The sequence below is a fragment of the Streptomyces sp. NBC_00353 genome, from assembly GCF_036108815.1.
Lineage (GTDB): Bacteria > Actinomycetota > Actinomycetes > Streptomycetales > Streptomycetaceae > Streptomyces.
On record NZ_CP107985.1, the window covers coordinates 7,839,264 to 7,859,838 of the forward strand.

At 68.4% G+C, this 20,575-nt stretch carries 15 protein-coding genes; 8 read left to right on the forward strand and 7 right to left on the reverse strand.

The annotated features are described in order from the left end of the window. Positions 1-64: 64 nt before the first annotated feature. The 4 genes from OHA88_RS35320 to OHA88_RS35335 form a co-directional block, all read right to left on the reverse strand. Positions 65-1,675 (reverse strand): glycerol-3-phosphate dehydrogenase/oxidase, encoded by a 1,611-nt coding sequence (locus OHA88_RS35320; RefSeq protein ID WP_328628494.1) that lies wholly within the window; start codon positions 1,673-1,675, stop codon positions 65-67. 5 nt (positions 1,676-1,680) lie between these two features. After that, a complete protein-coding gene (gene glpK, locus OHA88_RS35325; RefSeq protein WP_328628495.1) occupies positions 1,681-3,207 on the reverse strand; it encodes a glycerol kinase GlpK in 1,527 nt (508 codons plus the stop codon). A 55-nt stretch (positions 3,208-3,262) separates the two neighbouring features. Next, a complete protein-coding gene (locus OHA88_RS35330; protein WP_328628496.1) occupies positions 3,263-4,054 on the reverse strand; it encodes an MIP/aquaporin family protein in 792 nt (263 codons plus the stop codon). Positions 4,055-4,285: 231 nt separating this feature from the next. Beyond that, positions 4,286-5,050, reverse strand: coding sequence for an IclR family transcriptional regulator (locus OHA88_RS35335; RefSeq protein ID WP_267006058.1), 765 nt, complete (start codon positions 5,048-5,050; stop codon positions 4,286-4,288). 239 nt (positions 5,051-5,289) lie between these two features. On the opposite strand from OHA88_RS35335, the gene metH reads away from it, so the two are divergent. The 3 genes from metH (at position 5,290) to OHA88_RS35350 (ending at position 11,588) form a co-directional block, all read left to right on the forward strand. Beyond that, a complete protein-coding gene (metH, locus tag OHA88_RS35340; protein ID WP_328628497.1) occupies positions 5,290-8,802 on the forward strand; it encodes a methionine synthase in 3,513 nt (1,170 codons plus the stop codon). Positions 8,803-8,921: 119 nt separating this feature from the next. After that, the gene (locus OHA88_RS35345) at positions 8,922-9,623 is read left to right on the forward strand and encodes an HAD family hydrolase (RefSeq protein ID WP_328628498.1); all 702 of its coding nucleotides are present in this window, start codon (positions 8,922-8,924) and stop codon (positions 9,621-9,623) included. A 363-nt stretch (positions 9,624-9,986) separates the two neighbouring features. Beyond that, positions 9,987-11,588 carry an ABC transporter substrate-binding protein gene (locus OHA88_RS35350; protein ID WP_328628499.1) on the forward strand — a complete coding sequence of 534 codons (1,602 nt, stop codon included), beginning with the start codon at positions 9,987-9,989 and terminating at the stop codon, positions 11,586-11,588. Between the two features lie 45 nt (positions 11,589-11,633). Here OHA88_RS35350 and OHA88_RS35355 read toward each other — a convergent pair whose 3' ends face one another. Then, positions 11,634-12,305, reverse strand: a complete 672-nt coding sequence (locus tag OHA88_RS35355) for a response regulator (protein WP_030918413.1) — start codon at positions 12,303-12,305, stop codon at positions 11,634-11,636. A gap of 9 nt (positions 12,306-12,314) precedes the next feature. Further along, positions 12,315-13,160: a RecB family exonuclease gene (locus OHA88_RS35360; RefSeq protein WP_328629866.1), complete on the reverse strand. Its 846-nt coding sequence runs from the start codon at positions 13,158-13,160 to the stop codon at positions 12,315-12,317. Positions 13,161-13,331: 171 nt separating this feature from the next. On the opposite strand from OHA88_RS35360, the gene OHA88_RS35365 reads away from it, so the two are divergent. From OHA88_RS35365 to OHA88_RS35375, 3 genes are all read left to right on the forward strand, one after another. Continuing rightward, positions 13,332-14,579, forward strand: coding sequence for a site-2 protease family protein (locus OHA88_RS35365; RefSeq protein ID WP_267008151.1), 1,248 nt, complete (start codon positions 13,332-13,334; stop codon positions 14,577-14,579). Positions 14,580-14,631: 52 nt separating this feature from the next. Then, positions 14,632-15,537 (forward strand): tRNA (adenine-N1)-methyltransferase, encoded by a 906-nt coding sequence (locus OHA88_RS35370; RefSeq protein ID WP_030918422.1) that lies wholly within the window; start codon positions 14,632-14,634, stop codon positions 15,535-15,537. Between the two features lie 256 nt (positions 15,538-15,793). After that, on the forward strand, positions 15,794-16,375 hold the full coding sequence (locus OHA88_RS35375; RefSeq protein ID WP_328629867.1) for a hypothetical protein: 582 nt from the start codon (positions 15,794-15,796) through the stop codon (positions 16,373-16,375). Between the two features lie 39 nt (positions 16,376-16,414). Here the strand turns inward: OHA88_RS35375 and OHA88_RS35380 are convergent, their stop codons facing one another. Then, on the reverse strand, positions 16,415-16,726 hold the full coding sequence (locus tag OHA88_RS35380; RefSeq protein WP_328628500.1) for a ferredoxin: 312 nt from the start codon (positions 16,724-16,726) through the stop codon (positions 16,415-16,417). Between the two features lie 241 nt (positions 16,727-16,967). Here OHA88_RS35380 and arc point away from each other — a divergent pair, with 241 nt between their 5' ends. After that, positions 16,968-18,734 (forward strand): proteasome ATPase, encoded by a 1,767-nt coding sequence (gene arc, locus OHA88_RS35385; protein ID WP_328628501.1) that lies wholly within the window; start codon positions 16,968-16,970, stop codon positions 18,732-18,734. A 236-nt stretch (positions 18,735-18,970) separates the two neighbouring features. Then, a complete protein-coding gene (dop, locus tag OHA88_RS35390) occupies positions 18,971-20,482 on the forward strand; it encodes a depupylase/deamidase Dop (RefSeq protein WP_355231529.1) in 1,512 nt (503 codons plus the stop codon). Positions 20,483-20,575 lie beyond the last annotated feature (93 nt).

The following is a 20,575-nucleotide window of genomic DNA, read 5'->3' on the forward strand; positions in this document are numbered from 1 at the left end:
TGGTACGCGGACGGGGGCGGCTCCCCCCGTGGAAGCCGCCCCCGTTCGCGTACCTCGGCCGGTCTCAGCCCTTGTCGGCCAGCAGGCCCTCGACCTTGGTCCGGATCTCGTCCGTGGCCAGGCCGCGGATCGTCAGCGTCGTCCGGCGGCGCAGCACGTCGTCGGCCGTCTCGGCCCACTCGTGGTCGCGCGCGTACGCGACCTGCGCCCAGATCTCCGGCGCGTCCGGGTGGATGCGCTCGGCCAGCGCCGGATTGTCGTTCGCCAGCCGCGCGATGTCGAAGGAGAGCGAGCCGTAGTGGGTGGCGAGGTGCCGCGCCGTGTCGGCGGCCATCCGCGGTCCGGGCGCTCCGCCGTCGATCAGCAGCCGGTGCGCGACCGCGTTCGGGTTGGCGATACCGGGCAGCGGGAGCTTCTTCGGCAGACGGGCCATCGGCTCCATGTCCTCGGCCAGCGGGTGCCCGGGGAGCGCGGCCAGCTTGTTCATCACCGTACGGCCGATGTGGCGGAACGTCGTCCACTTGCCGCCCGCGACCGACAGCATCCCGCCGCGGCCCTCCGTCACGACCGTCTCGCGCTTGGCCTTGGAGGTGTCGCCGGGACCGCCCGGCAGCACCCGCAGGCCTGCGAAGGAGTACGTGATCAGATCGCGCGACAGCTGCTGGTCCTTGATCGAGAACGCCGCCTCGTCCAGGATCTGCGCGGTGTCCTTCTCGTTGACCGCGACGTCCGCCGGATCGCCCTCGTACTCCTCGTCCGTCGTACCGAGCAGCAGCATGTCCTCCCAGGGCAGGGCGAACGTGATGCGGTACTTGTCGATCGGGGTGGCGAGCGCGGCCTTCCAGGGGCGGGTGCGCTTCAGGACGAGGTGCGCGCCCTTGGACAGACGTATCGAAGGCGCCGCGTTCGGGTCCTCCATCTTCCGCAGGTGGTCGACCCACGGTCCGGTGGCGTTCAGCACGAGCCGGGCGGTGACGCCGAACTCCGTGCCGTCCGTACGGTCCTCCAGGTCTGCGCCCGTCACCCGGCCCCTGGTGAACCGCAGCCCGGTCACCGCGGCGTGGTTGAGGACGACCGCGCCCGCGTCGACGGCCGCACGGACCGTCATCAGTGCCATCCGGGCGTCGTTCATCTGGTCGTCGCCGTAGACCGCGACGGCCTTCAGATTGTCCGTGCGCAGCTCCGGCACATCGCGCTGCGCCTTCGCCGGGCTGATCACATGGCCGACGCCGTCACCGAACGCGGACAGCGCCGAGTACGCGAACACACCCGCGCCCAGCTTGGCCGCGCCGTGCGGTCCGCCCTTGTAGACGGGCAGGTAGAAGGTGAGCGGGTTGGCCAGGTGCGGGGCCACCTGACGGGACACCGCACGTCGTTCGAAGTGGTTCTCCGCGACCAGCTTCACCGCACCGGTCTGCAGGTAGCGCAGGCCGCCGTGGAGCAGCTTGGAGGAGGCGGAGGAGGTGGCGCCGGCGAAGTCGCCGGCGTCCACCAGAGCCACCCGCAGCCCGGACTGCGCGGCGTGCCAGGCGGTGGAGATGCCCAGGATGCCGCCACCGATCACCAGGAGGTCGTACGTCGCCTTGGAGAGCTGCTCCCGAGTCTCGGCGCGGCTCGGAAGGGAGCCGGAGGCCGGGTGCGTCCCGAGGGCCGGGACGCTCTGCAGGGTGGTCATGTCGATTACTCCTCGTCTTCGATCCAGCCCATGGTCCGTTCCACGGCCTTGAGCCAGCTCTTGTACTCGCGGTCGCGGGTGTCCGCGTCCATGCGGGGGGTCCACTCGGCGGCCCGGCGCCAGTTGGCGCGCAGTGCGTCGGTGTCCGGCCAGAAGCCGACGGCGAGACCGGCGGCGTAGGCGGCGCCGAGGCAGGTGGTCTCGGCGACCATGGGCCGCACCACGGGTGCGTCCAGGAAGTCGGCGAGCGTCTGCATCAGCAAGTTGTTGGAGGTCATGCCGCCGTCGACCTTGAGGGCGGTCAGCTCGACGCCCGAGTCCTTGGTCATGGCGTCGGTGATCTCGCGGGTCTGCCAGGCGGTGGCCTCCAGTACGGCACGGGCGATGTGCGCCTTGGTGACGTACCTGGTCAGGCCGGCGATGACGCCGCGGGCGTCGGAACGCCAGTACGGGGCGAACAGGCCGGAGAAGGCGGGCACGAAGTACGCGCCGCCGTTGTCCTCGACCGACGAGGCCAGCGTCTCGATCTCGGCCGCGGACTTGATCAGGCCCATCTGGTCGCGCATCCACTGCACCAGCGAGCCGGTGACGGCGATGGAGCCTTCCAGGGCGTAGACCGGCTTCTGGTCGCCGATCCGGTAGCCGACGGTCGTCAGCAGTCCGTTGTACGAGTTGACGGGCGTCTCACCGGTGTTCATCAGCATGAAGGTGCCGGTGCCGTACGTGGACTTGGCCTCGCCCTCGGAGAAACAGGTCTGGCCGAAGAGGGCAGCCTGCTGGTCGCCGAGCGCGGACGCGACCGGGACGCCGGCCAGGACGCCGTCCTTGGCGGTGCCGTACACCTCGGCGGAGGAGCGGATCTCGGGCAGCACGGCCGCCGGGATGTCCATGGACGCGAGGATCTTTTCGTCCCACGCCATGGTGTGCAGGTTCATCAGGAGGGTGCGCGAGGCGTTGGTGACGTCGGTGACATGGACGCCGCCCTCGGTGCCACCGGTCAGGTTCCAGATGACCCAGGAGTCCATGGTGCCGAAGAGGATGTCGCCGCGCTCGGCGCGTTCGCGCAGGCCCTCGACGTTGTCGAGCAGCCAGCGGACCTTGGGGCCGGCGAAGTACGAGGCGAGCGGCAGCCCGGTCTCGCGGCGGAAGCGGTCCTGGCCGACGTTGCGGCCGAGTTCCTTGCAGAGCGCGTCGGTGCGGGTGTCCTGCCAGACGATGGCGTTGTGGACGGGCTCACCGGTGTTCTTGTCCCAGAGCAGCGTGGTCTCGCGCTGGTTGGTGATGCCGATCGCCTTGACGTCGGCGGCGGTGATACCCGCCTTGACGACGGAGCCGGCGACGACTTCCTGGACGTTCTCCCAGATCTCGGCCGCGTTGTGCTCGACCCAGCCCGGCTTCGGGAAGATCTGCTCGTGTTCCTTCTGATCGACGGAGACGATCCGGCCGTCCTTGTCGAAGATGATGCAGCGGCTCGACGTGGTGCCCTGGTCGATGGCCGCGATGAACGGTCCGGTGGTGTGTGCGTCGGTCACGGTGTGCTCCTGGAAGTCTGTGGGATCTGAGGGTTACGGCTCAGGGCTCTACGGTTCACGCGAAGGCGAGGTTGTAGAGACCGCCCGCGATCGCGCCGCCGATGAGGGGGCCGACGACCGGGATCCAGGCGTAGCCCCAGTCGGAGCCACCCTTGTTCGGCAGCGGCAGCAGCGCGTGCACGATACGCGGACCGAGGTCGCGAACGGGGTTGATTGCGTAACCGGTCGGGCCGCCGAGCGAGAGGCCGATGCTGACGACGACCAGGGAGGTGATCAGCGCGCCGAGCGTGCCGAGTCCGTTGCCGTCGTTGTTGAGGCCCTGGGTGAGGATCGCCAGGACCAGTACGACGGTGGCGATGACCTCGGTGATCACGTTCTGCACGGCGTTCCGGATCTCCGGGCCGGTGGAGAAGATGCCCAGCACCGGGCCGGCCTTCGGGGCGGCGGCCTGGTCGACCAGGCCCTCTTCACTCGGCGGGCTGTACAGAGTCTCCGGGTCGGTCAGATGGGCCCGGAACTGTCCGTAGTACGTCAGCCAGACCAGCACCGCGCCGATCATCGCGCCGAGCAGCTGGGAGCCGATGTACAGCGGTACGTCGCTCCACGCGGTGCCGCCCTTGATCGCGAGGCCGATCGTGACCGCGGGGTTGAGGTGGGCCCCGGACACGCCGCCGGCCAGATACGCGGCCGTCAGTACTGCGAAACCCCACCCGAAGGTGATCGAGAGCCAGCCGGCGTTCTGTGCCTTGGAGTGCTTGAGAGTGACGGCGGCACAGACACCGCCGCCGAGCAGGATGAGAACGGCGGTACCGATGGTTTCGCCGATGAAGATGTCGGAGCTGGACACCCGCGACTCCTTTGTCCTTCGTCCAGGGAAGCCGAACCCCGGGTCCCTCCGGTGGTCCGCGCCCTCAGGTGAGGGCTTCACCGGCCCTTGGCACTGTCACACCCTAGCGTGTATTGCCGTTAGGCGTTCGACAATGTCGACCGATGAACGGCAGTGTTTCCCCCCGGTGAATGGAGCGTCAAGGGTTCTGGGACGGATAACACGATCGTTACCGATGATCCGCCAAATCGGTCAGAAGCGCCTGGCGCCGAGATCCCGGGAGACCGCCCGTGCACAGTCCCGTACGGCGGCCACCAGCTCGGGGCGCAGCTCGCCGTCGGAGCAGACACGTTCCACCGCGCCGGTCACGGCCACCGCGCCCACCGGCATCCGGCGGCGGTCGTGGATCGGTGCGGCCACCGCGGCCACGCCTTCCCAGGTCTCCTCCACGTCCGCCGCCCAGCCGCGCGCCCGGGTCAGATCGAGCACCGTCTCGAACTCCTCCAGGTCGGTGACGGTGCGTGGCGTGAAGGGCTGCCGCTCGCCCTCGACGGCCTCGGTGTGTGCCACCGGGTCGTACGCCGCCAGCACCTTGCCCAGCGCGGTGGAGTGCAGTGGCTGCATCGCCCCGACCTCCAGGACCTGCCGGCTGTCGTCGGGCCGGAACACGTGGTGGACGATGAGCACGCCCTGCTGGTGCAGGACGCCCAGATGGGCGCTCTCGCCGCTGGAGCGGGCCAGGTCGTCCGTCCAGACCAGGGCGCGCGCCCGCAGCTCGTGGACGTCCAGATAGCTGTTGCCCAGGCGCAGCAGCTCGGCGCCCAGCTGGTAGCGCCCGGACGCCGCGTCCTGTTCGACGAAGCCCTCGTGCTGCAGCGTGCGCAGGATGCCGTGTGCGGTGCCCTTGGCCAGGCCCAGGGAGGAGGCGATGTCGGAGAGCCCCAGCCGACGTTCGCCACCTGCCAGCAGGCGCAGCATCGCCGCTGCCCGCTCGAGCGACTGGATGTTCTTGGCCATGACGCCGTACTCCTCCACTGTGGTTCGACAATGCTGAACACTATCGGTCGATGTCGACTCATGTCCGGTCGTGCGGGGAACCCGCTCGACTGCTCGGACCCGGACATCCCCCGCACAGCATGCCGTCCGTCACGTGGGACACAGTGACGCTCCGAGGCGCTGCCCGGCTACCCTGACGAGGTGCGGCCTCTTCCGGAAGCCGTAAAGCCGACAGCCGTCGCATCCCAGGGAGCACATCCATGGCCTCGTTGCCGACCCTTTCCGCCGACAGCCGGAACCGAGCCGAAGCCCTCCGCGAGGCGCTGGCCACCCGAGTGGTCGTAGCCGACGGTGCCATGGGCACCATGCTCCAGGCGCAGGATCCCACCCTTGAGGACTTCCAGAACCTCGAAGGCTGCAACGAGATCCTCAACGTCACCCGCCCCGACATCGTGCGCTCCGTGCACGAGGAGTACTTCGCGGTCGGCGTGGACTGTGTCGAGACGAACACCTTCGGCGCCAACGCCTCGGCCCTGGGCGAGTACGACATTCCCGAGCGCATCCACGAACTCTCGGAGTCCGGCGCGCGCATCGCCCGCGAAGTGGCCGACGAGTTCACTGCCTCCACCGGACAGCAGCGCTGGGTGCTCGGCTCGATCGGCCCCGGCACCAAGCTGCCGACGCTGGGCCACGCGCCGTACACCGTGCTCCGCGACGGTTTCCAGCAGAACGCCGAGGGCCTGATCGCCGGCGGCGCGGACGCGCTCATCATCGAGACGACGCAGGACCTCCTGCAGACCAAGGCCGCGGTACTGGGTGCGCGGCGGGCGCTCGAGGCGCTGGGCAGCGACCTTCCGCTGCTGTGCTCGCTGGCGTTCGAGACGACCGGCACCATGCTGCTCGGCTCGGAGATCGGTGCCGCGCTGACCGCACTCGAACCGCTCGGCGTCGACATGATCGGCCTGAACTGCTCGACCGGCCCGGCGGAGATGAGCGAGCATCTGCGCTACCTCACGCGCCACTCGCGCATCCCGTTGCTCTGCATGCCCAACGCCGGACTGCCGGTGCTCACCAAGGACGGCGCGCACTTCCCGCTCGGCCCCGAAGGACTGGCCGACGCACAGGAGACGTTCGTCCAGGAGTACGGCCTCTCGCTGGTCGGCGGCTGCTGCGGTACGACTCCGGAGCACCTGCGGCAGGTCGTCGAGCGCGTGCGCGGCGCGGACCTCGTCCCCCGCGACCCGCGGCCCGAGCCCGGCGCCGCCTCGCTGTACCAGACCGTCCCGTTCCGTCAGGACACCTCGTACCTCGCCATCGGCGAGCGTACGAACGCCAACGGATCCAAGAAGTTCCGCGAGGCCATGCTGGAGGCGCGCTGGGACGACTGCGTGGAGATGGCACGCGACCAGATCCGGGAGGGCGCGCACATGCTCGACCTCTGTGTCGACTACGTCGGCCGCGACGGTGTCGCTGACATGGAGGAACTGGCCGGACGCTTCGCCACCGCCTCCACGCTCCCGATCGTGCTCGACTCCACCGAGCTGCCGGTCCTGCGGGCCGGACTGGAGAAGCTCGGCGGCCGGGCCGTTCTCAACTCCGTCAACTACGAGGACGGCGACGGGCCGGAGTCGCGCTTCGCCAAGGTCACCGCGCTGGCTGTCGAACACGGCGCCGCACTGATCGCCCTGACCATCGACGAGGAGGGCCAGGCCCGTACCGTCGAGCACAAGGTCGCCGTCGCCGAGCGGCTGATCGAGGATCTGACCGGCAACTGGGGCGTCCACGAGTCGGACATCCTCATCGACACGCTGACCTTCACCATCTGCACCGGTCAGGAGGAGTCCCGCAAGGACGGCATCGCCACCATCGGCGCCATCCGCGAGCTCAAGCGGCGTCATCCCGAGGTCCAGACCACGCTCGGCCTGTCGAACATCTCCTTCGGTCTCAACCCGGCCGCTCGAGTCGTCCTGAACTCCGTCTTCCTCGACGAGTGCGTCAAGGCCGGTCTCGACTCCGCCATCGTGCACGCGTCGAAGATCCTGCCGATCGCGCGCCTGGAGGAAGAGCAGGTGAAGGTCGCACTCGACCTCATCTACGACCGCCGCGCCGAAGGCTACGACCCGTTGCAGCGGCTCATGGAGCTCTTCGAGGGCGTCAACATGAAGTCGATGAAGGCCGGCAAGGCCGAGGAGCTCCTCGCGCTGCCGCTCGACGAGCGCCTGCAGCGCCGCATCATCGACGGCGAGAAGAACGGCCTGGAGACCGACCTCGACGAGGCACTGCAGACCCGTCCGGCTCTCGACATCGTCAACGACACACTGCTCGAAGGCATGAAGGTCGTCGGCGAACTGTTCGGCTCCGGCCAGATGCAGCTGCCGTTCGTGCTCCAGTCCGCCGAGGTCATGAAGTCCGCCGTGGCCTACCTGGAACCGCACATGGAGAAGTCCGACGCGGAGGGCAAGGGAACGATCGTCCTGGCCACCGTCCGCGGCGACGTCCACGACATCGGCAAGAACCTCGTCGACATCATCCTGTCCAACAACGGCTTCAACGTCGTCAACATCGGCATCAAGCAGCCGGTCTCCGCGATCCTGGAGGCCGCGCAGGAGCACCGCGCCGATGTCATCGGCATGTCCGGCCTCCTGGTGAAGTCCACCGTGATCATGAAGGAGAACCTGGAGGAGCTGAACCAGCGCAAACTGGCCGCCGAATATCCGGTGATCCTCGGCGGCGCGGCCCTCACCAGGGCCTATGTCGAGCAGGACCTCCATGAGATCTACGAGGGCGAGGTCCGCTACGCCCGCGACGCGTTCGAGGGCCTGCGCCTGATGGACGCCCTGATCGCGGTGAAGCGCGGGGTCCCCGGCGCCACCCTCCCGGAGCTCAAGCAGCGCCGGGTGCCCAAGCGGGAGACCGCCGTGCTGGAGGTCGACGAGCCGGAGGAGGGCGCCCGCTCCGACGTCGCCACGGACAACCCGGTCCCCGAGCCCCCGTTCTGGGGCACCCGCGTCGTCAAGGGCATCCAGCTCAAGGAGTACGCCTCCTGGCTCGACGAGGGTGCGCTCTTCAAGGGGCAGTGGGGCCTGAAGCAGGCCCGCGCCGGTGACGGGCCGACGTACGAGGAGCTGGTGGAGACCGAGGGCCGCCCGCACCTGCGCGGCTGGCTCGACAAGCTGCACACCGAGAACCTGCTGGAAGCCGCCGTCGTCTACGGCTACTTCCCCTGCGTCTCCAAGGGCGACGACCTGATCCTGCTCCACGAGGACGGCTCGGAGCGCACCCGCTTCACCTTCCCGCGCCAGCGTCGCGGCCGCCGCCTCTGCCTCGCGGACTTCTTCCGTCCCGAGGAGTCCGGCGAGACGGATGTGATCGGCCTCCAGGTCGTCACGGTCGGCTCGAAGATCGGCGGGGAGACCGCCAAGCTCTTCGAAGCCAACTCCTACCGCGACTACCTGGAGCTGCACGGCCTCTCCGTCCAGCTGGCCGAGGCCCTCGCCGAGTACTGGCACGCCCGGGTCCGTTCCGAGCTCGGTTTCGGCGGCGAGGACCCGGCCGACGTCGAGGACATGTTCGCGCTGAAGTACCGCGGTGCGCGCTTCTCCCTCGGCTACGGTGCCTGCCCCGATCTCGAGGACCGGGCGAAGATCGCCGACCTGCTCCAGCCCGAGCGGATCGGGGTGCACCTCTCCGAGGAGTTCCAGCTGCACCCGGAGCAGTCCACCGACGCGATCGTCATCCATCACCCGGAGGCGAAGTACTTCAACGCGCGGTAGAAAATGATCGACGCGCGGCAGCGGGTCGAGTCGTACACTGGTCGGTCCAGTGCAGGCCGGTCGCCTTTTCCTCCGGAAACGGTGACCGGCCTTCTCGTCCCTCGTGGAAGGTGTGCCGCATGACCAGTACGGTCTCCGCGTCCTTGACCCGTATGGCCGATGGCGCCGCCCTTCAGGCCGTCTTTCTCGACATGGACGGCACCCTGGTCGACACCGAGGGCTTCTGGTGGGACGCCGAAGTCGAGGTCTTCGCCGATCTCGGTCACCGGCTGGACGAGGCGTGGAAGAACGTGGTCGTCGGCGGCCCGATGACCCGCAGCGCCGGCTACCTGATCGATGTCACCGGCGCGGACATCACGCTTCCCGAGCTGACCGTGCTGCTCAACGACCGCTTCGAGGCGCGTATCGGCCGCGGTGTACCGCTGATGCCGGGAGCCGCCCGGCTGCTCGCCGAGCTGGCGGCCCACGAGGTGCCGACCGCCCTCGTCTCCGCCTCGCACCGGCGCATCATCGACCGGGTGCTGGACTCGGTCGGGCACCACCATTTCTCGCTCACCGTCGCAGGCGACGAGGTCTCCCGGACGAAGCCGCACCCGGAGCCCTATCTCACCGCCGCCTCGGGCTTCGGGGCGGCCCCGGAGCGCTGCGCGGTCATCGAGGACACCGCGACCGGTGTCGCCGCGGCGGAGGCCGCCGGCTGCCGCGTCGTCGCCGTGCCGTCCGTGGCGCCGATCGCGCCCGCCGCCGGCCGGGTCGTCGTGGGCTCCCTCGAAGAGGTCGATCTCGCATTTCTCCGGGGCCTGGTCACTGGAGTGCATTGATGCGTATACCGAGAGTATTTCTGTGAATAAACAGCAAAACTCTCGCCGTTGCGATGTGCGCATTTCGTCGTACGTACGTGTGGGTAAGTCGGGGCCATGTCAAAGGTGAGAAATGGCTCGGGCGTGAGTTTTATCACGCCCTGGACTTTCGATGCGCTTCAAGATCGACCCAGCTGTCCGTTTTGATCCGCCAATCTGTCCAGATTCGTGAAGTCCTGTGCGGAACGTTCCCCGCTCGGGAAATCGGCTCGAAGAGCATTCCCCTCGTCATTCGATTACGCATCGCAGAGCACCCGTCCGGCATTACCGGCGGCGCCCACTAATGTCGTTTTCTCAATGGCCGGATGAGGGAGAACGTCCAAGATGAACCGCAAGACTCTGGTGCTGCCGGCCGTCGTCGGCCTGCTCGCGCCCGTACTCGCCGCCTGCGGCGGGACGGACAGCGGGAGCGATGGCAAGGCCGCCATCGCTGTCGGCACCACGGACCAGTTCGTCGCCACCGAGGACAACCCCGCGCCGCTCGACCCCGCCATAGGCTACGAAGCAGGCGTCTGGAACGTCCTGCGGCAGACCGTGCAGACTCTGACCCACGTGCCGCGCGGCGGTGGCGAGCCCGTCCCCGAAGCCGCCAAGAGCTGCACCTTCACGGACCGGGAGGACGAGAGCTACCGCTGCAAGCTGCGCAGCGGCCTCACGTTCGCCGACGGCACGCCCGTCACCGCCGAGGACGTCAAGTACTCCATCAACCGCGTCATCGACATCAAGTCCGACAGCGGCCCCGTCGGTCTGCTCGCCAACATCGACACGATCGAGACGCGGGGTGACAACGAAGTCATCTTCCACCTGAACACGCCGGACGCGACCTTCCCGTACAAGCTCGCCACCCCGGCCGCCGGCATCGTGCAGAAGAGCAAGTACCCGGCGAGGACCCCGCGCAGCGGCTTCCAGGTCGACGGCTCCGGTCCTTACACGATGAAGCCGGAGGTCAGGAACGACCAGGTCGTCAAGGTCGTCTTCACCAAGAACCCGCGCTACAAGGGCGATCTGAAGGTCCTCAACGACAAGGTCGAGCTGGATCTCTTCCCCGACGCCAAGGCGATGGGCAAGGCGCTCGACACCCAGAAGATCGACATGATGACCCGCACCATGTCTCCCGGGCAGGCTCAGCAGATGCTGGAGCGGCCGAAGGACGGCATCAAGCTCACCGAGATGCCCGGCCTCTCCATCAGCTACCTCGCCTTCGACACCACCGACCCCGCGGTGAAGAACAGGGCCGTCCGGCAGGCCATCGCCCAGGTCGTCGACCGAGGCCAGATCGCCGGTCAGGTCTACGGCGCCACCGCCGAGCCGCTCTACTCGCTCATCCCGTCCAGCATCACCGGACACACCAACTCGTTCTACAACAAGTACGGCGAGCCCAGCACCACCAAGGCCGCCGCCATCCTGCAGGCCGCCGGCATCCAGACACCGGTGAAATTCACCCTGCACTACACGACGGACCACTACGGGCCCGCCACCGCCACCGAGTTCAAGGCGCTGAAGAAGCAGCTCAACGCCACCGGGCTGTTCGACGTCGACGTCAAGGGCACCCCCTGGGCGAAGTACCGCCCCGCCCAGAAGCGCGGCGACTACGCCGTCTACGGCATGGGCTGGTTCCCCGACTTCCCGGACCCGGACAACTACACGGCGCCGTTCCTCGACAAGAACAACTTCCTCAACTCGCCGTACAAGTCCGCACTGGCCCAGAACACGCTGATCCCGCAGTCCCGCCGGGAGGAGGACCGGGCCTCGGCCGGCAAGACCTTCCGGAAGCTCCAGGACATCGTCGCCACCGACGTTCCTGTACTTCCGATCTGGCAGGGCAAGCAGTACGTCGCCTCCCGCGACGGCCTCACCGGCGTCGAGTGGTCGGTCAATTCCTCGGCCGACCTGCAGCTCTGGGAGCTCGGCCGCAGCGCCGTCTGAATTACGGTGCCACCTCGGCGCCCCGTCCCGGCCGCACCGGCCGGGTCACTGGGCGCCGGGACGCACCAGCCCGCTCTCGTAGGCGTACACCGCGGCCTGCACTCGGTCGCGCAGCCCCAGCTTCGTCAGCACATGGCCCACATGCGTCTTGACCGTCGTCTCGCTGACGAACAGGTCGGCGGCGATCTCCGCATTCGACAGGCCGCGCGCCACCAGCTTCAACACCTCCACCTCACGCTCCGTCAGCGTGTGCAGCGTGTCCGGCACGGCGTCCTCGCCCGACGGCAGATGGTCCGCGTACTTGTCCAGCAGCCTGCGCGTGATGCTCGGGGCGAGCATCGCCTCGCCCGCCGCGACCACCCGGATCGCCTGCACCAGCTCATTGGCCGGAGCATCCTTCAGCAGAAAGCCGCTGGCACCGGCGCGCAACGCCTCCACCACGTACTCGTCGAGATCGAACGTGGTCAGCACGAGCACCTTCGCCGGACCGTCCCGTCCCGGCCCGGTGATCTGACGCGTCGCCTCGACGCCGTCCATCCGAGGCATGCGGATGTCCATCAGCACCACATCGGGCTGCAGCGCCCGCACCTGATCGAGGGCCTGGAGGCCGTCACCGGCCTCACCCACCACCGCAAGATCTCCCTCGGCCTCCAGAATCATCCGGAAGCCGGTGCGCAGCAGCGGCTGGTCATCGACCAGTAGGACGCGGATTGCCACCAGATCTCCTCAAGGTCCTTCGACGGCCGCCGGCCGGCCGGTCTCGGCCCGGACCGGGCCCATTGTGCCCTGGACACCCTGCCCTGATTCCGCCTGCCGTACCGACAGCGGGTATACCGGGGGAGTCCCGCCGAATTCCGGACAGACCGCCTGGTGGTCGCACCAGCCGCAGAGCTTCGTCGGCCGCGGCCGCCACTCGCCCGTCTCCGTGGCCAGCCGGATCGCCTCCCACAGGGCCAGCAGCTTGCGCTCCACCCGCTCCAGATCGGCTACGACCGGGTCGTACGTCATGACGTCGCCGCTGCCCAGATAGACCAGCTGGAGCCGCCGCGGCACCACACCCTTCAGCCGCCAGATCACCAGGGCGTAGAACTTCATCTGGAACAGTGCGCCCTCCGCATACTCCGGCCGCGGCGCCTTCCCCGTCTTGTAGTCCACGATCCGGACCTCGCCCGTCGGCGCCACATCGATCCGGTCGATCACCCCGCGCAGCCGCAGCCCCGACTCCAGCTCCGTCTCGACGAACAGCTCCCGCTCGGCCGGCTCCAGTCGCGTCGGATCCTCCAGCGAGAACCACCGCTCCACCAGCTGCTCCGCCTCCGTCAGCCAGCGCGAGAGCCGCTCGCCCTCCGCATCGTCGGCGAACAGCTCCGACAGCTCCGGCTTCGACTCCAGCAGCCGGTCCCACTGGCCGGGGATCAACGCCGTGGCCCGACCGGCCGTACGCTCCACCGCCGGATTGTCGAACAGCCGCTCCAGTACCGCATGGACCAGCGTGCCCCGGGTAGCCGCTTCGCTGGGCTTCTCCGGCAGCCTGTCGATGACCCGGAACCGGTACAGCAGAGGACACTGCATGAAGTCGCTCGCCCGCGACGGCGACAGGGACGAGGGCGGCTGCGGCGGCCGGGGCACGGAAGTCATGACGAAGACCCTACGACCCGCCACTGACACTCAGCGGCATACCATCGACCCCAGACCCTCGCACACCGCATGATCGTGCCGAACGGCACCGACCGAAGGGACCCCGTGGACGAGAGCGGCGACAGCGGCCGGCCGCAGCCCGGCGCAGGGGGAACCGACCCCGCCGCGCCCGAGAAGGGCAAACCGCAACGCCCCCGAGAGCCGGGCGGCGGCCTCCTGATGGGCCGCCCCTTCGGTGTGCCGGTATACGTCGCACCCAGCTGGTTCCTCGTCGCGGCGCTCATCACCTGGGTCTTCGGCGGCCAGCTCGACCGGGTGCTGCCCGAGCTGGGCACGGCCCGCTATCTCGTCTCCCTCTTCTTCGCGATCGCCTTCTACGCCTCCGTACTCGTGCACGAGCTCGCCCACACCGTGGTCGCACTCCGCTACAAGCTCCCCGTGCGCCGCATCCAGCTGCAGTTCTTCGGCGGTGTCTCCGAGATCGAGAAGGAGTCCGAGACCCCCGGCCGCGAATTCCTCCTCGCCTTCGTCGGCCCGCTCCTCTCGCTGGTCCTCGCCGGCGTCTTCTACCTCGGCATGAAGTTCGTCGAACCCGGCACCGTCCCCGGTGTCCTGCTCGCCGGGCTGATGATCTCCAACCTCATCGTCGCCGCCTTCAACCTGCTGCCGGGGCTGCCGCTCGACGGCGGCCGCATGCTCCGGGCCGTCGTCTGGAAGATCACCGGACGCCCCATGAGCGGCACCGTCGCCGCGGCCTGGGTCGGCCGCGCCCTCGCCGTCAGCGTCCTCATCGGACTCCCGCTCCTCACCCAGACCGGGGGGTTCGGGAACAACACCGACGACATCAGCGGCATGGACACCGTCACCGACGCCCTGCTCGCCGCGATCCTCTGCGCCATCATCTGGACCGGGGCGGGCAACAGCCTGCGGATGGCCCGTCTGCGCGAACACCTCCCCGAGCTGCGCGCCCGCACCCTGACCCGACGCGCCGTCCCCGTCGAGGCCGCCACCCCGCTCTCCGAGGCGCTGCGCCGGGCCAACGAGGCGGGCGCCCGCGCGCTCGTCGTCGTCGACGGGCACGGCGACCCCAAGGCCGTCGTCCGCGAGGCCGCCATCGGCTCGGTACCCGAACACCGCCGCCCCTGGGTTGCGGTGAGCGCCCTCGCCCAGGACCTCACCGACGGCATGAAGATCTCCGTCGAGCTGTCCGGGGAGACGCTCCTGGACACGCTCAGGGCCAGCCCGGCCACCGAGTACCTCGTCCTTGAGGAGACCGGCGAGATCTACGGCGTCCTGTCCACCGCCGACGTCGAACGCGCCTTCGTCGCCGCCATGGCCCGCCCCGCAGCCTGAGCCGCTCCGGGCGGGCGGTCGGAGCCCCGGGAAACACCGGTACGCTGGTCACATGTCTGAACCGACCGGTGCCGCCCGCCGACGTGGGCCCTTCAAGGTCGGGGACCAGGTCCAGCTCACCGACCCCAAGGGACGCCACTACACCTTCACGCTCGAAGCCGGAAAGAACTTCCACACCCACAAGGGTTCTTTCCCGCACGACGAGCTGATCGGTGCGCCCGAGGGCAGTGTGGTCCGAACCACGGGAAACGTCGCCTATCTCGCGCTGCGCCCCCTGCTCCCCGACTACGTCCTGTCCATGCCCCGCGGCGCCGCCGTGGTCTACCCCAAGGACGCGGGGCAGATCCTGGCGTTCGCCGACATCTTCCCCGGCGCCCGCGTCGTGGAGGCCGGGGTCGGCTCCGGCTCGCTCTCCACCTTCCTGCTCCGCGCCATCGGCGACCAGGGCATGCTGCACTCGTACGAGCGCCGCGAGGACTTCGCCGAGATCGCCCAGCAGAACGTCGAGCGCTACTTCGGCGAGCCGCACCCCGCGTGGCAGCTCACTGTCGGCGACCTCCAGGACAACCTGTCGGACACGGACGTCGACCGGGTCATCCTCGACATGCTCGCCCCCTGGGAGTGCCTGGACGCCGTCGCAAAGGCGCTCGTGCCGGGCGGAATCCTCTGCGCGTACGTCGCCACCACCACCCAGCTCGCCCGGACCGTCGAGTCCATCCGTGAGATGGGCTGCTTCGCCGAGCCGCAGCCCTGGGAATCGATGATCCGCAACTGGCACGTCGAGGGCCTGGCCGTCCGCCCGGACCACCGCATGATCGGCCACACCGGCTTCCTCGTCACCGCCCGCCGCCTCGCCGACGGCGTGGAGGCCCCGCTGCGCCGCCGCCGGCCCGCCAAGGGCGCCTACGGCGAGGACTACGACGGCCCCGGCAGCCAGAGCGGCTCCTCCCGCGGCTGACCCCGCACAACGCACCGGCGCCGCCGCCGAGTTCCCGGACCGACCCGGGAACTCGGCGGCGGCGCCTTTTCGTTGCCCGCGCGGAGGCTGCCGGCACGGGACCAGCCACCGGGAATCGGGATCCGTACCGACCCCACCGTTCCACTGCCCTGTGAGGTATGGCACGATGCTGGCCACCCCCACCTACGGCGTACGCCCCACCGGTCCGTCGTCCACGGGCATCGCCGAACCACAGGAACCACAGGAGACATCCCGCGTGCAGACCTCCGAGCTCCCGGACCTCGCGCACACCGACACGACGCCGATGCACTGGCTCGCCACCGCGACCGCCATGGCCGCCGTCATCGCCGGGGCAGGCATGCTCCAGCCCGACGACGCGACCGCCTCGGCCTCGACCTCCCACCGCACGACGGCGCAGCACGGCACCGCACCCGTCGCGGCCCCCGATCCGGCCCGTGCGACCTTCCCGCTGCAGTGCGGGACGGCGGACAGCACCGTTGCCGATCAGGTCCCCGGTGACCTCGACGGCGACGGCCGCCCGGAGACCGTAGCGGTGGTCCACTGCGCGGCCGGATCCGGTACACCGCCGAGCGGCGTCTACGTCCTCACACAGGGAAGCGGGGCCGCACCCCGGATCGTTGCGACCCTGGTGGACCCCGCGCAGAAGATGAGCGTCGACGACCTCACCGTGCGTGACGGCATCATCTCCGCCACGCTTCTCGGCTACTCCTCGGTCGATGTCCCGCGTTGCTGCCCCGACCAGCAGGAAAAAGTGACCTGGCAGTGGCGGAACGGCGCCTTCGTCCGTGCCGCGCAGCGCGGGACGGGCAGCGCCTGACCGGTCACTGCAGGTAGCGGGCCGGTCGGGCCGGCCGGTTCAGGCAGCCTCGGGGCCGTAGATCTCGACCCTGTCCGAAATGCGCCGTACATGAATGCAGTCGCCGGGGCACTCCTTTGCCGAATCGACCACGTCCTGAAGCAGCGGCAGCGGAACGGGCGTCGTCGCCCCCTTGTCCTGCAGCAGCTCGTCCTCGCTGCTCTTCACATACGCCAGGCCATCGATGTCCAGCTCGAACACCTCGGGTGCGTACTGCACGCAGATGCCGTCCCCGGTGCAGAGGTCCTGGTCGATCCAGACCTCCAGATCCTGCGTGTCGCTGCCGGTCGGGGCGTCCTGCTGCACGGTCATTTCTCCTGCCGTTTCCTGCGTATCCGAACCAAAAATGGCCAGCCCTGACGGGTGTTGAACGGTTCGACGATACAACCGGCCGCTTTCCGATGTTGAAGGGTGGGTATTCCCCTGGCGTGAGGGAGAGCGCAAGGGTGAAGATCGGACACGTCCCGGAGTCTTTGTGATCTAGGGGTTTCAATCACCACCCACCCAGGTAGGGTCAGGAAGCGTCCAGCTCCCCTTGGAGGAGGTGAGGACCGTGGCAGCCCACGACGACGACATCAACCGCGGCATCCGGCCCGGGCGGGGGTCTGAAGACCCAGCCGGCCAGGTCGCCTATCTCGAGCAGGAAATCGCCGTCCTGCGACGTAAGCTCGCCGACTCTCCGCGCCATACGAGGATTCTCGAAGAGCGGATCGTCGAGTTGCAGACCAACCTCGCAGGCGTCTCAGCACAGAACGAGCGGCTCGCCAACACCCTGCGCGAGGCCCGCGACCAGATCGTCGCCCTCAAGGAGGAGGTCGACCGGCTCGCACAGCCACCGGCCGGCTTCGGAGTCTTCCTGCAGGGCAACGAGGACGGTACCTGCGACATCTTCACCGGGGGCCGCAAGCTCCGGGTGAACGTCAGCCCCAGCGTCGAGCTCGACGACCTCCGGCGTGGCCAGGAAGTCATGCTCAACGAAGCGCTCAACGTGGTCGAGGCCATGGAATTCGAGCGTGCAGGGGACATCGTCACCCTCAAGGAGATCCTCGAGGACGGCGAGCGGGCCCTGGTTCTCGGGCACACCGACGAGGAGCGGGTGGTACGGCTCGCCGAACCGCTTCTCGACATCAACATCCGGCCCGGCGACGCGCTGCTGCTCGAACCCAGGTCCGGCTACGTCTACGAAGTGGTGCCGAAGAGCGAGGTCGAGGAGCTCGTCCTCGAAGAGGTTCCGGACATCGACTACGACAAGATCGGCGGCCTGGGTGACCAGATCGAGCTGATCCGGGACGCGGTCGAGCTCCCCTACCTCCACCCCGACCTCTTCAAGGAGCACGAACTGCGGCCGCCGAAGGGCATCCTGCTCTACGGGCCGCCCGGCTGCGGCAAGACTCTCATTGCCAAGGCCGTCGCCAACTCCCTGGCCAAGAAGGTCGCCGAGGTGACCGGACAGCCTGCCGGCAAGAGCTACTTCCTCAACATCAAGGGTCCTGAGCTCCTCAACAAGTACGTCGGTGAGACCGAGCGGCACATCCGCCTGGTCTTCCAGCGGGCCCGTGAGAAGGCGAGCGAGGGCACTCCCGTCATCGTCTTCTTCGACGAGATGGAATCGCTCTTCCGCACCCGCGGATCCGGCGTCAGCTCGGACGTGGAGAACACCATCGTCCCGCAGCTGCTCGCCGAGATCGACGGCGTGGAGGGGTTGGAGAACGTCATCGTGATCGGCGCCTCCAACCGCGAGGACATGATCGACCCGGCCATCCTGCGCCCCGGGCGCCTCGATGTGAAGATCAAGATCGAGCGTCCGGACGCGGAGGCCGCGAGGGACATCTTCGCGAAGTACCTCACGCCTTCCCTGCCCCTGCACTCGGACGACCTCGCCGAGCACACCGGCTCCAAGGAAGCCGCGGCGCACGCCATGATCCAGTCCGTCGTCGAGCGGATGTACACCGAGTCCGAGGAGAACCGCTTCCTCGAGGTCACGTACGCCAACGGCGACAAGGAAGTCCTGTACTTCAAGGACTTCAACTCCGGCGCGATGATCCAGAACATCGTCGACCGGGCCAAGAAGATGGCCATCAAGGCCTTCCTCGACCAGGGCCAGAAGGGCCTTCGCGTCTCCCATCTCCTCCAGGCATGCGTGGACGAGTTCAAGGAGAACGAGGACCTTCCCAACACCACCAACCCCGACGACTGGGCCAGGATCTCCGGCAAGAAGGGCGAGCGGATCGTCTTCATCCGTACGCTCGTCACCGGAAAACAGGGCGCAGACACGGGTCGCTCCATCGACACAGTGGCAAACACCGGGCAGTACCTGTAGAACGCAGACCGGCTGCGGATGCCCGGCCGGGCATCCGCAGCCGGTTGCTTTCCGGACAGCTCCCACGACACCGGAGCAATGACGTAATTGATCTCCCCACCAGCGCAGAGGCGCTCTAGGCTCTTCCGTACCGCCCGGTCGCGCAGTGCGGGGACGGGCACCGCACACGCACCGGACAAGCAGCGGTACTTGAGCGCCGATCCCGGAAGGGAACGCCGCCGGGCAAGGAGGGCCGCATGACCGTACGGCGAGTAATGGGCATCGAGACGGAGTACGGCATCTCCGTGCCCGGCCACCCCAACGCCAATGCCATGCTCACCTCGTCCCAGATCGTCAACGCCTACGCGGCGGCGATGCACCGGGCGCGACGCGCCCGCTGGGACTTCGAGGAGGAGAACCCGCTGCGAGACGCGCGAGGCTTCGACCTCGCCCGCGAGACCGCCGACTCCAGTCAGCTGACCGACGAGGACATCGGCCTCGCCAACGTCATCCTCACCAACGGGGCACGGCTCTACGTCGACCATGCGCACCCCGAGTACAGCTCGCCGGAGATCACCAACCCGCGGGACGCCGTCCTCTGGGACAAGGCCGGCGAACGCATCATGGCGGAAGCCGCCGAACGCGCGGCCCAGCTGCCCGGCGCCCAGCCGATCCATCTCTACAAGAACAACACCGACAACAAGGGCGCCTCGTACGGCACGCACGAGAACTACCTGATGAAGCGGGAGACCCCGTTCTCCGACATCGTGCGCCACCTGACCCCGTTCTTCGTCTCCCGCCAGGTCGTCACCGGCGCCGGTCGCGTCGGCATCGGCCAGGACGGCCACGAGCACGGCTTCCAGATCAGCCAGCGGGCGGACTACTTCGAGGTCGAGGTCGGCCTGGAGACCACGCTCAAGCGCCCCATCATCAACACCCGCGACGAGCCGCACTCCGACGCCGAGAAGTACCGCCGCCTCCATGTGATCATCGGCGACGCGAACCTGTCGGAGATCTCGACGTATCTCAAGCTCGGCACCACGGCGCTCGTCCTGTCCATGATCGAGGACGGCTTCATCAATGTCGACCTCGCCGTCGACCAGCCGGTGCGCACCCTGCACCACGTCTCCCACGACCCCTCGCTGCAACATCTGATCACGCTGCGTAGCGGTCGGACGCTCACCGCGGTGCAGCTGCAGATGGAGTACTTCGAGCTCGGCCGCAAGTACGTCGAGGAGCGGTACGGGGTGGACGCCGATGAGCAGACCAAGGACGTCCTGATCCGCTGGGAGGACACCCTCAACCGGCTGGAGAACGATCCGATGAGCCTCTCCGGGGAGCTCGACTGGATCGCCAAGCGGGAGCTCATGGAGGGCTACCGCCGGCGCGACAGCCTGGACTGGGACGCGCCCCGGCTGCACCTGGTGGACCTCCAGTACGCCGACGTGAGGGCCGAGAAGGGCCTCTACAACCGTCTGGTGGCCCGCGGCAAGATGAAGCGCCTGCTGGACGAGAACGAGGTCGAGCAGGCCCGTACGAAGCCCCCGGAGGACACCAGGGCGTACTTCCGCGGCCGCTGCCTGGAACAGTACGCGGACGACGTCGCCGCTGCCTCCTGGGACTCGGTCATCTTCGATCTGCCGGGTCATGACTCGCTGCAGCGGGTGCCCACCCTGGAACCCCTCCGCGGGACCCGCAATCACGTCAAGGAGCTCCTGGACCGCTGTCGCACGGCGGAAGAGCTGGTCCGGGTGCTGTCCGGCGGCTGAAATGGCCGCGATCAGGGAATCATCGAGATGGCCCCCGTGCGTTGAGACAAGTACCGGGCCAATGTCGGACCCCGTAGGTAGGGTCTGATCAAG

Coding starts and splice junctions, on each gene's coding strand:
- dop (WP_355231529.1), top strand. CDS start 18,971: ATGACCGTACGGCGAGTAATGGGCATCGAGACGGAGTACGGCATCTCC.
- OHA88_RS35360 (WP_328629866.1), bottom strand. CDS start 13,160: ATGCAGTGTCCTCTGCTGTACCGGTTCCGGGTCATCGACAGGCTGCCG.
- metH (WP_328628497.1), top strand. CDS start 5,290: ATGGCCTCGTTGCCGACCCTTTCCGCCGACAGCCGGAACCGAGCCGAA.
- OHA88_RS35345 (WP_328628498.1), top strand. CDS start 8,922: ATGACCAGTACGGTCTCCGCGTCCTTGACCCGTATGGCCGATGGCGCC.
- OHA88_RS35335 (WP_267006058.1), bottom strand. CDS start 5,050: ATGGCCAAGAACATCCAGTCGCTCGAGCGGGCAGCGGCGATGCTGCGC.
- OHA88_RS35320 (WP_328628494.1), bottom strand. CDS start 1,675: ATGACCACCCTGCAGAGCGTCCCGGCCCTCGGGACGCACCCGGCCTCC.
- OHA88_RS35350 (WP_328628499.1), top strand. CDS start 9,987: ATGAACCGCAAGACTCTGGTGCTGCCGGCCGTCGTCGGCCTGCTCGCG.
- OHA88_RS35370 (WP_030918422.1), top strand. CDS start 14,632: ATGTCTGAACCGACCGGTGCCGCCCGCCGACGTGGGCCCTTCAAGGTC.
- OHA88_RS35380 (WP_328628500.1), bottom strand. CDS start 16,726: ATGACCGTGCAGCAGGACGCCCCGACCGGCAGCGACACGCAGGATCTG.